This window comes from Mycobacterium neumannii (assembly GCF_048452905.1).
Taxonomy (GTDB): domain Bacteria; phylum Actinomycetota; class Actinomycetes; order Mycobacteriales; family Mycobacteriaceae; genus Mycobacterium; species Mycobacterium neumannii_B.
On record NZ_JBCGVF010000004.1, the window covers coordinates 78,764 to 92,671 of the forward strand.

The 13,908-nt window shown below is 62.6% G+C and carries 5 protein-coding genes and 1 pseudogene (1 of these 6 running past the window's edge); 2 read left to right on the top strand and 4 right to left on the bottom strand.

All coding sequences use genetic code 11. The features are described from left to right. From AAHH99_RS16590 to AAHH99_RS16605, 4 genes and pseudogenes are all read right to left on the bottom strand, one after another. A pseudogene (locus AAHH99_RS16590) lies at nucleotides 1-7,210 on the bottom strand (non-ribosomal peptide synthase/polyketide synthase) (its annotated part extends 25,094 nt beyond the left edge of the window); the annotation flags it as partial. 496 nt (nucleotides 7,211-7,706) lie between these two features. Beyond that, nucleotides 7,707-8,954 (bottom strand): glycosyltransferase, encoded by a 1,248-nt coding sequence (locus tag AAHH99_RS16595; protein ID WP_418769707.1) that lies wholly within the window; start codon nucleotides 8,952-8,954, stop codon nucleotides 7,707-7,709. 67 nt (nucleotides 8,955-9,021) lie between these two features. Next, complete coding sequence (locus tag AAHH99_RS16600) at nucleotides 9,022-10,290, bottom strand: glycosyltransferase (RefSeq protein ID WP_418769708.1); 1,269 nt, start codon at nucleotides 10,288-10,290, stop codon at nucleotides 9,022-9,024. 83 nt (nucleotides 10,291-10,373) lie between these two features. Further along, entirely contained in the window at nucleotides 10,374-11,732 is a 1,359-nt protein-coding gene (locus AAHH99_RS16605; RefSeq protein WP_418769709.1) for a wax ester/triacylglycerol synthase domain-containing protein, read from the bottom strand. A gap of 319 nt (nucleotides 11,733-12,051) precedes the next feature. Between AAHH99_RS16605 and AAHH99_RS16610 the strand changes: the two genes are divergently transcribed. Further along, nucleotides 12,052-12,780, top strand: coding sequence for a hypothetical protein (locus AAHH99_RS16610; protein WP_418769710.1), 729 nt, complete (start codon nucleotides 12,052-12,054; stop codon nucleotides 12,778-12,780). Between the two features lie 258 nt (nucleotides 12,781-13,038). After that, the gene (locus tag AAHH99_RS16615) at nucleotides 13,039-13,893 is read left to right on the top strand and encodes a hypothetical protein (protein ID WP_418769711.1); all 855 of its coding nucleotides are present in this window, start codon (nucleotides 13,039-13,041) and stop codon (nucleotides 13,891-13,893) included. The last annotated feature ends 15 nt before the right edge of the window (nucleotides 13,894-13,908 follow it).

The window sequence follows — 13,908 nt, forward strand, 5'->3', positions numbered from 1 at the left end:
TCAACGGCAGCGCATCCACCACCGTGATCGCGGCCGGCACTTTGAACTGCGGCAACCGGCCGGCCAGGAAACTGCGGAGTTCGGCGACGCGTTCGGCGGCGGACGGGTCATTGACGTATGGCGCCAAAGAAACCACGGGGGCGGCCGGTACGTAGAGATCCGACGGCACCAACTGGTGGTCGGCCACCTCGTCGGTGCGTGTAAAGATGAGGTCAACCAGCCCGGCGACGGGCGACCAGGTCACCGCTGTGGCATATCCGAGTTCGTGGCCCAGCAGATGACACCGGTGCGGCAGCACCGCGTCGGGTGCCGTTGGGCGGGCGCGCAATTCCCCGACAGATAGCCGATCGCCGGCTTCGGCCACCGCCAGGGCGAGCGCCACATCAGACCATATCCCGCCGTGTGGCGCACCGGTGACGCGCAAGCCCGGCAGCTGCTGGGACCGCAGATACTCACCCAGCCGAGCCAGGCTTCCGAACCTCTGCCACGGATGCGTCGGTATGTCCGCGAGGGAGCGCACCTGCACCGGCGCCTTACGCAGCACGACCTCGTAGCGGTAATCGCTGAGCTCATTGGTCGCCCGCATCCGCTTGAGTTGCACGTCCACCGCGGCGATCTCGGAAAGGTGCTGCGGCAGTGCCGCGAAGAACTCCGGCGCCAGCAGCAGTTCCCGCTCGGCGAGCATCTGTTCGCGCACCCGCTCGCGAACAACCGCGGCCGTGTCCTGTCCACCGCTGGAGCCTGCGCACGCCACCGCGGTGGTGAACGCCGAATGCAATGACAGATTGCGCACGTCGCCGATGAACACAGCCCCACCCGGTGCCAGCAACCGCATCGCCGCTGCCAGTACGTCGAGCAGATACCCTGCGCTCGGAAAGTACTGGACTACCGAGTTGAGCACGACGACGTCGAAATGACCCTGCGGCAACCCGTCGGTGACATTGGCCGGCTGAACCCGCAACCGCACGCGGTCGTGCCACGACTGTCCCGCCACCGCCGCATGCAGTGCCTCGATCGTCGACGCGGAAAAGTCAGTGCCCCAGTACTCGACGCATTCCGGAGCCAGTTGCGCAAGCAGCAGCCCCGAACCCACGCCGATTTCCAGGACTCGCCCAACACCCAGTCCGCGGATCCGGTCCACAGCGGCGGACCGCCACTCCCGCATTTCCTCCAGCGGGATGGGTGCCCCGGTGAAGCTGCTGTTCCAGCCCCCAAAGTCCTCCCCCAGCGCCGGTGGCGAGTTCGAGGCCGACGTCGGCTCCGAATACAGGCCTTCGTACACTCCCTGCCACTGGCCGACGAGCTGCGCTTCGCGCTGCGGTTCCCGGACCAGGTTCATCTCCCGATCCAGCACGACATAGCCCGCCAGTCGGGTATCACCAACTCCGTCAACGGTATTCGACGCTGACGTCGAGTAGGCGGTGACCGCGGTCTGCGCTACCCGCGGGTGGGCGGCCAGTGCGGTCTGGACCTCACCGGGCTCGATGACGCTTCCGTTGATCGTGACCTGGTTGTCGGCGCTCCCGACATACCGCAGTTGTCCGTCTGCACCCCAGCTCACCAGATTCCCTGTGCGATACATCCGCTCGCCCGGCCCGCCGAACGGGCACGCCACAAATCGCGCCGCGGTCGAACGACTCTGACGCACATATCCATACGCAAGCCCAGCGCCGGCCACGTACAGTTCCCCGACGACACCGGCCGGCACCGGTCGCAACCATCGGTCGAGAACCAAGAGCGCCGTACCCGGCGTCGGCGCACCGATCGGTGCACCCAAACCCGGGGTCAGCGGCGCACTCCAGGACGCATAGGACGTTTCGGGCTCGCAATAGGCGTTGATCATCACCCGACCGGGCCCCCAGCGGTCCACCAGCTCAGGCGGACAGGGCTCACCGGCGACCACCAATGCCACCGACTCCAACCCTCGGGGCGACAGCGCGCTTGCAGCCGTGGGGGTTTGGCTGAGGATGGTGATGTGTTCGGTGGCCAGCAGGGCGTGGAACTCGGTGGGGGATCCGACGATCGAGTCGGGTACGACTACCAGGCGTCCCCCGCTCAGCAGGGCCCCCCAGATCTCGCACACCGAGACGTCGAAGGCATAGGAATGCCACTGCGACCACACCCCGGGCACGGGTAACTGCCGATACAACGAATCCAGCAGCCGAGTCACGTTGTGATGAGTGACGGCAACCCCTTTGGGCACCCCGGTAGTGCCCGAGGTGTAGATCAGATAAGCCACGTCCTCAGCGGCCGGTGCCGGCAATGCCGTGGCGGGCTGGGCCGTGACCGCGGGGTCAGCCACATCGATGACCACCAGATCGCACCCATCCAGACGCGAACGCAGATCGGCGGTGGTGATCGCCGCGATCGGCGCGGCATCGGCCACCACGAACTCAAGACGCGCCGCCGGAACCGCCGGATCGATCGGCACATAGGCCGCCCCGGTCTTGAGTACCGCCACAATCGAGACGATCGCCTCGACCGACCGCGAAAACAGCAGCGCCACAGACTGACCCGGGCCCGCCCCATGAGCGGCCAACAGATGAGCCAACCGGTTAGCAGCCTCATCAAGCTCGCCATAGGTCATCGAGCGGTCTTCACAACGCAGCGCCACCGCCTGCGGTGCACGCCCCACCTGCACAGCCAACAACTCCGGAATCGACCCCACCACCGGCGCCGGCCCGCTCAACACCGCCCGGTTGGCCCACCCATCCAGACGCGCACACTCGGCCTCATCGACCACATCAATCGACGAAACCCGCCGCTGCGGATCACCGGTCATCGCTTCCAACACCCGCTGCAACCGCTCGATCAGCGTTTCGATGCTCACCGCATCGAACACATCGGTGCGAAACTCCACCGACCCGCCGATCCCGGCCGGCTCACCGCCAGCGCCCCACCGTTCGGCAAGGGTAAACGTCAAATCCATTCGCGCGGTACGGGTATCCACCGGCAACGACTCGACCTGCACATCACCCAACACCAACCCGCGCTCGGCGCCCTGCCCGGTGTCCCCGGCGAAGTTCTGCCAAGCCAACAACACCTGCACCAACGGATGATGAGCCAGACTGCGCGCCGGATTGAGCCGCTCCACCAACACCTCAAAGGGCACATCTTGATGCTCATAAGCGGCCAAACTGCGCTGCTGAACCTGACCCAACAACTCGGCCACCGTCAGATCCGCACCCAAATCCACCCGCAACACCAACGTGTTGACGAAAAACCCCACCAACTCATCAAGCGCCGGACCACCACGACCAGCCACCGGAAACCCAAACGCCACATCAGCACTGGCACTGAGCCGCGACAACACCACCGCCAACGCCGCCTGCACCACCATGAAACTGGTCGCACTGTGCTCACGAGCCAACCGGGCAACCCCCAACTGCAGCCCGGCCGGCCAATCCACCACCACACTGGCACCGCGATAATCAGCAACCAACGGATAGGGCCGATCCGTGGGCAACGCCAACCGCTCGGGCATCCCCGCCAGGACCTGCTCCCAAAACCTCAGCTGCCCAGCAACCGCACTATCGGGATCGGCCAACTCACCAAGCTGCTCACGCTGCCACAACGTGTAATCGACATACTGCACCGCCAACGGGGCCCACCCCGGCGCACGCCCCACACACCGAGCCTCATAAGCCACCCCCACATCAGCGGCCAACACACCCAACGACCAACCATCAGCGGCGATATGGTGCACCGCCACCACCAACACATGCTCATCCCCGGCCACCGCGAAAAGCCATCCACGCAACGGGATCTCACCGGCCAAATCAAACGGATGACCCGCCGCCTCACCCACCGCCTGCACCAACCGCCGCTCCGGCCAACCCGAGGCATCAACAACCTCAAACCCCACCCGCACCCGCTCAACGGGCACCACCACCTGCCGAGGAACCCCATCAACAGCAGGAAACACCGTGCGCAAGCTCTCATGACGACCCACCACATCGCCCAACGCCGCACCCAACGCCCCAAAATCAAGACGCCCACGCAACCGCAACGCCACCGCCATGTTGTAAACCGGCGAAGGACCATCAAACTGATCGATAAACCACAACCGACTCTGAGCAAACGACAACGGCACCACCGCAGGCCCGTCGCCGGCCAGTACCGGCTCGACCCCACCGGTGTCCCGACCGATGCGTGCCGCCAACTCGGCCACGGTCGGCGCCTCGAACACCGCGCGCACCACGAGATCGGCGTTCAGGCTGGTGTTGATCGCATCGACCACCCGCATCGCCAACAGCGAATCACCACCGAACTCAAAGAACGAGTCATCCACACCGACACGCTCAACACCCAGCACCCGCGCGTAGATGGCGGCCAGCGTCTCCTCGATGTGATTGGCCGGGGCACGGTATCGATCGACACCGTGGTATTCCGGAGCCGGCAACGCCCGCCGATCGAGTTTGCCGTTGACCGTCAACGGCAGCGCATCGAGCACGACCACCGCCGCCGGCACCATGTAGGCCGGGAGCCGCTCGGATAGCGCGCTCCGCACTGCGGCTGGGTCAACGGCTCCCGTCACGTAGCCCACCAGGCGCTTGTCGCCGGGACGGTCCTCGCGGGCGAGCACGACCGCCTGCTCCACCCCGACTACGGCAGCGAGTGCCGCCTGCACCTCGCCCAGCTCGATGCGATACCCGCGGATCTTGACCTGCTCGTCGGCGCGTCCGAGGTACTGCAACTGTCCGTCGGCGCCCCAGCACACCAAGTCGCCGGTGCGATACATCCGGCCGCCCGCTTCCCCAAACGGACAAGCCACGAACCGCGATGCCGTCATACCGCCGCGCCCCACGTACCCACATGCCACGCCGCGGCCTGCCACATACAGCTCGCCGACCGAACCCGCAGGCACCGGCCGCAACCATCCATCCAGCACGAACAGCGCCGCCCCCGGCACCGGCGAACCGATCGGTGCACCCGATCCCGCGCTCAACGGTGCACTCATCGCGGCATACACCGTCGTCTCGGTCGGACCGTAAGCGTTGATGAGCACGCGCCCGGGCGACGCCCAGCGATCCACCACCTCGGCCGGACATGCCTCACCTGCGACCACCAGGGCAGCCGGCTCCAACCCCTGCGGCGAGAGCATCCCTACCGCAGAAGGGGTTTGGCTCAGGACTCCGACCTCTTCGGCAACCAGCAACCCGTGGAGGTCATCGGGCGAGGCGACCACCTCTTCGGGCACGACCACCAGCCGCCCACCGTGCAACAGCGCCCCGAAGATCTCCCACACCGAGACGTCGAACGACAAGGAATGCCACTGCGACCACACCGTCCCAGGCCCAACTGCCACGTCCGCGTGCAGTGAATCGAACAGCTGAAGCACGTTGCGGTGAGTGACGGCTACGCCCTTGGGCACCCCGGTGGTACCGGACGTGTAGATGAGGTAGGCGAAATCATCCGCAACCGGCGCCGACAGTGCGGTACAGGGGCAGGTATCGACAGCGGGGCTCCCAATATCGCCGATGTCGAAGACCCGCAAGCCCGACCCGTCCAACAGGTCGCTCAGCCCGGCAGTGGAGACCGCGGCGATCGGTGCGGCATCCGAAACCATCAACCCGATTCGCGCCGATGGCAAAGCCGGGTCAATCGGCAGGTACGCCGCCCCGGTCTTCAACACCGCCAACATCGCCACGACCGCCTCGGCAGACCGGGAGTGCAGCAGTGCCACACACTCGCCCGGGCCGGCACCGTGCGCCCCCAGCAGGCGAGCCAATCGATCGGCGGTCTGTTCAAGCTCGCGGTAGGTCCACGAACGCTCACCGAAGCTGATCGCCACCGCGTCCGGTGTGCTGGCTACTTGAGCTGCGAAGGCCTCGGGGATCGAAGTCGGTGCGGTCGGGCCCGCGGTCAAGACCGTCCGGTTGCCCCAGTCATCCAGTTGGGCGTGCTCACCGGCATCCAGTACATCCAGCGACGACAACGACCGCGCCGGGTCGGCGGCCATCGCGCCCAGCACCCGCTCCAGTCGATGTGCCAGATCGTGGACGTCACCGTTCGCAGAAAGTGGCCCAGCACCCGCCGTACTGAGGAACAGCTGGTCGTCGACCCTGGTGAACAGCAGCCCGAATTGGTCCACGAGCCCGGAATTCGTCAGGGTCGCCGAAGCCGGGGAACCGGCGAGATCTGCCACATACGCGGGCGGAATGAAATTGACGACCACTCGATTCGGAGTACGGAATCGTGCCGTGTTCTCGATAGCTTGCACCGGGTACCGCTGGTGTTGCAATGCCCCGCGCAATTTGGCGTCAACATGTCGACAAAAATCAGAAACGGAAGATTCTGGCAAAGTCTTGAACGATAGCGGGACTACCCCGGAAATCATTCCGGGCACCAGTTGTATCTCCGGACGCACCCGCCGATTCACAGGGAAGTCGAGCACGACGTCCGAACCGCCGGCGTCACATTCGTGCACCAGTAGTGCGCAGGCCGCCGTGATCACAGACGAGCGACGGACTTTCAGCGCCTGAGACACTTCCTGAATCTTGGTCACCACGAGGGGGTCCAACAGAACCGGCTCGGAACATTCGTCTGAATCGAGGCCACCCGAAGCGGCAGGCGTCAACCGCTCACGCAGATCGTCATCCGGTGGCAGGTTCTCCACCCAGTAGGCATGATCATCCTGGAAGTCGGTGGACGCTTCGTATGCCGACTCGCACTCGATCAGGTCGCGTAAAGAACCGAAAAAGGCAGGAGCAGTCTCCACACCGGAAGCTGACGCATTATAAATCTCTGCAATTCGATGACAAAAAAGACCGAGACCTATTCCGTCGACCACTATGTGATGACAACAAACGAAAAAATAGAACTCATCGGCCCTCGTCTGCAACAAAGCAAACTTGAAAAGCGGCCCGCTGAATTGCATCGGCATGCGCTGAATCGAATCCGTTATCCTGTGGGCTTCCCCCGAGGGATCCTCAACATTTCTCAGATCGAAACGCGAGACTTCGACATCCGGATATTCAACGACCTTCTGGAAGACTTGGCCGTTCGCCTGAAAGATGGAGACTCGCAGTGGTTCGGCTTCGCGCAGCGCTTGTCCGATCGCCGTCTCGAAGAGATCGGTGTCGATCGGGCCCGCGATACGGACAAATGCGCCTAGCTGCCACTTAGCACCGAACCGACCCGTTTGCTCCGCTAGCCATATATGCAGCTGGGCGCGCGTCAGCGGCAGAGCCCGGTTATCCAACTCCATCCAGTTGTCCTAAAGCACAGGGTCACTCAGCAAGCGGGCCCGGTGCCGTCCTCTCGTGCAGACTCGTCGATCGTGGATTGGCGCGTGTCGTCTGACAGCTCGAACGCATCGTGCGGTCTACTCCGGCGAAGGCCCATCCCACGCTTCACTGCTCCTTATCACTAGCCACGACTAAGAGGTGGCCGCCGTCCTGAGAACCAGCTGAAGCCCGGCAGCATGCCACACCAATTAATCGATACTCGTTGCGAACGGTACTAAGACCACAATGGACTTGTCCCGACTTTCGCGAAAGTCAATTTCGATGAACTGACGCTTAGACTGCCTAGAACGTCCGTTTCGTTTGCTTTTTAATCTGGCAGGCTCTGTCATGATATGCGGTGATGCAGGATATCGATGGTAAATTTGCGACCCGTTCCGGAAGATTTGCCTTCCCTGTGTTCGCTGCGCGGACAAGTGTGGGCCTGCGATCACAACAATGTCATTAGGTCCGATGACGTCACGCGAGCCTCTCGACGAGATCGGTGGCGGTCGAGACGCTTCCGGCGGGTCGGGTCATACGGATGGCGAAGTCATGAGCCCGGTCGGCGTACTCGGGCGCGAGGATGGTGCGCAGGTCTGCAACCAACGATTCATGCGTAGTGCGCGACAGGCGACGGGTGGTGCCGACCCTCAGTCGTTTCACCCGGGCTCCCCAGACCGTCTGGTCGATGTCCGTTGAAAGAACCAGGGTGGGAACCCCGGCACGCAGGCCGATCGCCGTGGTCCCGGTTCCACCGTGGTGCACGAGAGCGCGGCAGTTCGGGAAGGCGGCCGCGTAATTCATCGTGTCCACCACCTTGACGTGCTCAGGCGGGGAGACGTCGGTGAAGTCGGTCCCGGCAGCGCACACCAACGCCCGTTCGCCCAATTGTGCGCAGACCGAGCTGATCATCTCCAGCGTGTCTGCCGGAGAGCTCACCGGCAGGCTGCCGAAGCCGAAGAATATGGGCGGCGTCCCTGACGAGATCCACGCCGCCACCTCGTCGTCGGCGGCGCCTGGCAAGTCCAGCACCAGCGCGCCGACAAAAGGCCGTCGCCCATCGAGGTCCCATTCGGCGGCCAGGCCCGGAAAGCAAGCCCCGTCGTAGGCCTGGATCTCGAGCCATCCCCGTTCTTCGATCCGCTGCGGCAAGGGGCCGGTGGCCTTCGGTAGACCGAGTTCGCGACGCTGTGTGTCGTCGAGTCTCTTCGCCGCACGCCATCCCAGCCACTCATACGCCTGCATCGTCAAGCGGCCCAACGCGGCCGGCAGAAAAGACAGGAATTGGCTGTTGGCGCGGACCGGGAAGAGATGTACGGTGGCCAGCGGAATCCGGTAGCGCTCCGCGACATTGGCTGCGAGTTGCTCGAAGTTCAGTCCCGTGACCAAGACGTCGGCCCAGTCTCCGAGTGTCGCCAGCGTGGCGCCGATCTCGTCCCACCGCTGAAGAACGGGGTTCGCGACTTCGCGTCGCATCTGGATCACCTGCCGGACTCTCCAAAAGTTGCGGAAGAAGAACGTCCAGAACTCGCGGTGCGCTCCCAGGATCGACTGCACATCGGGTCCGTACGGGACCGCCGCCAGCCCCGCCGAGTTGACGAAGCCCGCAAGATCAGGTGGGGCGGCCATACGCACGTCGTGGCCCCGGCGCTGCAGCTCCCGGCCGATCGCGACGCAAGGCTCGACATCGCCACGGCTCCCATAGGATGCCAGCGCAATTTTCATCGCGGATCCTTGCCTCTCAGCCTCGGTCCGGTTCGGCGGGCGCAGTTTAGCCGATCGCCTCTCCCAATCAGCCAGTACGGCGTGTGCGGGCGAAGTTCTCCATCAGATCGGCAGCGGCGGTGACACTTTCGGAGGGTTTGCTCATCCGCGTTGCGAATTCGAGAGCCCGGGCCACGCATTCCGGCGCGAGGATGGAGCGCAGGTCTGAGACGAGCGACGCACGAGTCGTAGCCGAAAAGCGCCGTGCTGTGCCCACTTTGAGTCGTTTGATTCGAGTCCCCCAGATAGTTTGATCGCCCCAGGTCGAAAGCACCAGCGTGGGGACCCCACTGCGGAGCCCCACGGCCGTGGTCCCCGCGCCGCCGTGGTGTACGACAGCGCGGCAGGCCGGGAAGATGGACGCGTAGTTGACCGCGGCCACGACCTTCACGTGTTCGGGACTCGAAACCTGGCTGAAATCGGTGGCACCGCCGCAGATCAAGGCCCGCTCACCCAATTCCGCGCAGGCCGCGCTGATCATGGCAATCGTATCGGTGGGCGACTTGACCAGCGTGCTGCCGAAGCCGAACAGGATCGGCGGGGTTCCCGCGGCGATCCACGAGGCGACCTCCTCGTCGGCGTCTGTCGCCAACCCGGTGCACAGCGCCCCGACGAACGGGCGCTGCCCGTCGAATTTCGCCCATTCAGCAGGCAGGCCGGGGAAACAAACTTCGTCGTAGGCCTGGATCTCCAGCGATCCTCGCTTGACGATCCGTCGCGATGCGGGCCCCGACACCTTCGGCAATCCCAACTCGCCGCGCTGTGCGTCGTCGAGCTTCTTCACTGCAGGCCAACTCAGCCACTCGGACGCCGTCATCGCCGAGCGGGCGAGCGGCGCCGGCAGGAGGGGCACTAGTTGGCCATTGGGCCTCATCGGGAAGGTGTGCAGCGTAGCCAGCGGAATGTCGTAGTACTCAGCGACGTTGACGGCGACCTGCTCACCGATCACAACCGTGAGTAGCAGGTCTGCACCTTCTGCGAGGGACATCAGCGTCGTGCGCGTCTCCTCCAAGCACTGGTCGAAGAGCTCGCGATCCCTACGGACCAACCTGACAAGCTCCGGAAGCCGCCAGAATCTGCGCACCGTATGCGTCAACACCTCGCGATGCAGGTCCTGCCATTGCCGCGCGTGCGGTCCGTAAGCAACCGCCGAAAGCCCAACGGACTCGGTGTAGTGAACGAGGTCCGGAGCCACTGCCGCGCATACTTCGTGACCTCTGCGCATCAGCTCACGACCGACCGCAGCGCAAGGCTCGACATCACCGCGAGTTCCGTAGCATGCCAGCGCGAACTTCATGGCGGGTCTTAGCCTTTCACTACTCGTGCGGTTTGTCGCGCGAACCACTGACCATACGTCATGGCCTGTACCGAGGAACCGGTTTAGGACTGGAAGTTGTTTGGCGCCGCTCCGACATACGTTCCGGTCAGCGAGAATTCATTCAAGGCGTTCGATAGATTCTGTCGCAGGGCTTCATTCGAGTTGTACCCCACATTGGTGCAACCAGGAAGATAGGCGGTGACGGCGACGGAGACGCGCCCCAGCGCAGTTGTCGACAACACGTATAGCACTCCGCCCACACTGTCCATCGACGCCTTTGTCGTGGTCGGATAGGATACTCTCGCACCGAAAAGGTCGGCGTCCGCGCCGTCCGGCCGGACAACGGCCGGTTCGACCGCGCCCAAACTGGATGACACGACCGTATTGTCGGACAGCCTGACAAATCGCTTCGGCAACAAGCCCAACAGAGGAACGAAGGCCATTACTGCCCGCTCGTCGTCGCGGGTCTCCGGGTGGCTTGTCAGCGCTCGTTTGACTGCGGCCCGCATCTCGCGCAGGTCCGTGGTCGCGGTGGCGGGGTTCACCGTCACCGAGAGACTGCTGATCGCATTGGCGCGAGTATCGCCGGGGACGCGCTCATTGACCAGCACCTTCATGAGGACTGAGCCGTCTTCGGTGACCCGCCCCATCCGCTGGGCCAGATGGGCTGCCAATCCAGTAAGCAGCACGCTGCTCGTCCCTCCCAACGCCTGGGCGCGCGTGTCCCACTCCACAGCATCGACAAATGCGGTTACCACTGAGGGTGTGAAGGATTCGCTGGCGTCAGCGGGGAGCCTCAGCGGTCGGGTAGACGCCGCGGCTCCGGCAGCGTCGTTCCGCGCACGCCGGGCCAGCCGTACCGCCGCAGCGACGCCGCGACCGAAAGAGGGAATGTCGCGCGTGGTTTGACGAACGTCCTCGCGCAGAGCCTGCCACCGCCTGCGTGACCCAGCAGCAGGCCAGCTGATCGGAGAATCGTGACCGTCGGCCGCGGCCGCAATCGCCGTGAACAACCCGATACCGTCCGTGAGGCAATGCGAGATGACCAAACTCACCGCCGCGCCACCATCGCTGAAGGGCAGGACCGCGAGATGCCATCCGGCTCCGTGCTCTGGATCGATCGGACGGGTCGCCTGCTCATCGAGCCAGGCGTCGAGTTCTTCGCGCGGGCGGGGCATGGCGACGATTTCGATGTCCGCGGGGTCCTCGGCCAACACCCAGCGGTGGCGCCCGAACGGCAATGGCGACGGTTGCACTCTTCGGTATAACGATCCCTGCCGTAAAAGGTGTTGGAACGTTCGCAGACTGTCGATGTCGACCGGGCGGTCGTAAACCCAAAAAATATGTGGCATCGACGCGACTCCCGTAGCGCGCTCGGCCTCAAAAGTGAACTGGTCGAGCGGATCGAGCACGTTGTCCATCCGTCGTACAGTACTTCCGAACGAGTTAATCAGAAGCGATACTCCAGCGGACACCGCAAGCATTCGCTCAATACCCCAGCACCAGAGACACAACTGCGGTTCGCTGGAAGTAGGGAGATTCGTCACCCAAGGACCGCGATGAGATGTGCGATTGAGCTATGGCGTGCGTTGCGATGTAGCGGTCTCCCGTGGCCGAGGTGTCGAGGCGACAAAGCCCACATGGCCGCCTGTACAGACGCTGCCCCGGCCCTAGACTCCATCACAGCGCTGCGCTGAGCCAGACCCCGGCATCTGACACTCGAATGACAGGCTGCATATTGTGAAAGTCATTCTGAAGTATTCGCCCATCGCTCGGCGCAACCGCTATGGGGGCGTACGGAGAATGTCAAGAGCGCTGGGGCGAGATCTTGCTTCAGTGACCACTTGGTCGACCGTCGACACCGAGCTCCATTGTGATATGGCTGACATAATCGACCGAATTCCAAGGGTCCACACACTGCCGCATTACTCGCCGATCTTCGAAAACGCGGTATTCCGAACAAGCCCGATCAGGATGTTGGAGATTGGCAGCTTCCACAGCGATTCGCTACGGATGTGGCAGGACTTCCTTCACTCCGAATCGGTCATCATCGGGATTGACACAGATTCTAGCTTGGTGAAAATCACCGATTCAGGCAGCATTCGCGTCCGCATCGGCAGCGAGCAGAACCCTCCGCTTCTGTCAGAAATAGCTGCAGAATACGGCCCGTTCGATGTCATCATCGATTCTGGAAGTCAAACGAGCTCCCGCATGGTGGACGCCTTCGAATTCCTCTTCAAAAACGCGTTGCGCGACAGCGGCGTTTACATTGCAGAAGACGTATATTGCGACTATTGGACGCTATATAACGGCTTCTCCTTCACTGATCTCGTCAGAGCATTGGCTGATTTCACGCGTGGCCACTATCAAGTTGCCACTGATATCTCTAGATTCAAAAAAGGTCACCTCCTCGTTGTGCGCCGTGCCGCCGGAGATTCACTAAGGTGCGCCGCCAGCCCCGAGTGGTAACTACACTCATCACTGACAATGTTATTGCTGGACATATTTATTTAAGACGATGGTGTATGAGAGAGCGGGTCAGCGAAGACAACGCGTGGAGTCGGCGTGTTGGCGTCGCCCACATTGCCCAAATCACTCTTGGTATACTCCCTCGCACAGGCACCTAGATGCGGAGCGGTATTACTTGGTGGCAAGCACAGACAGTTGTCATATTGATGACCGAGAATTGCGGGATTTGCCCGCACTCACAGGAAGCCGGTCGATATCGTGGGCGGTCTGCGCAGAGACCAGGGCCTGACTAAGAGCGTGATCCACAGGTATTGCATCAGCCATAAAACCCCTCTACTACCAGCGAGCTGGTATGACGACTGCATCTCGCTTGGCGAATTCCAACCCGACTCTGCAACTCACGTAAGACAACTCGACCGATTCTGGCATGAGGCCAGACCGATCGCATATGGCGCCGCTGGGACGCTCGTCGTGCCAATTGCGATTCAGAAGTTCTCTAGCGACGCCAAGTTCATCGAGATTGCCAATTACAGAAAGCGAGTCCTGCCCTCTCGGGAGGGAATCGAGTCCGCCAAATACCCAACCATGAGGGAGTTGAACCTCGCCAACTTCGAAAAGATGGACGAGCTATCGGTATTCATACCCAGCCCTGACCATGGATTTTTAGTCGCGCAACCCCTCCACTTCAAAAACTCTATACTCGGCCATTACACGACGGTGCATCACCAGCGCGATATTCTCGATTACACGTCTCTCGCCGTCGAGCTGGGCGTATTGAATTCGGAGTCGGCATCGAAATTTTTGGCGGCGAAACACTTCGTCCCCGGGGGAGTCGAGCTCGGGATCTATCCCAACTCGTGGTTGTCACAGGTGCTGCCGAGGATTGAGCTCCTCAGCAGGGAATTTCTCCACCGTCACGGCAATCGCATAAAAGGCTATAACTCGTTTCAGATCCGGGCGGTCGGTTTTCTAGCGGAGAGGCTTGGATCTTATTTCCTGATCCGTCACCTCATCGAGAAGTATTCGAATAACATCCCGGCTGAAATTTTTGGACATATGACCGTGATCGTGGAAGGCAAATCGAAATACTCCGCTGGATTAACAGATCGGTAGTATATACGGCCTGGT

Excerpts from the sequence above, each read along its gene's own strand:
- AAHH99_RS16605 (WP_418769709.1), bottom strand. The coding sequence starts at position 11,732 with ATGGACAACGTGCTCGATCCGCTCGACCAGTTCACTTTTGAGGCCGAG.
- AAHH99_RS16600 (WP_418769708.1), bottom strand. The coding sequence starts at position 10,290 with ATGAAGTTCGCGCTGGCATGCTACGGAACTCGCGGTGATGTCGAGCCT.
- AAHH99_RS16595 (WP_418769707.1), bottom strand. The coding sequence starts at position 8,954 with ATGAAAATTGCGCTGGCATCCTATGGGAGCCGTGGCGATGTCGAGCCT.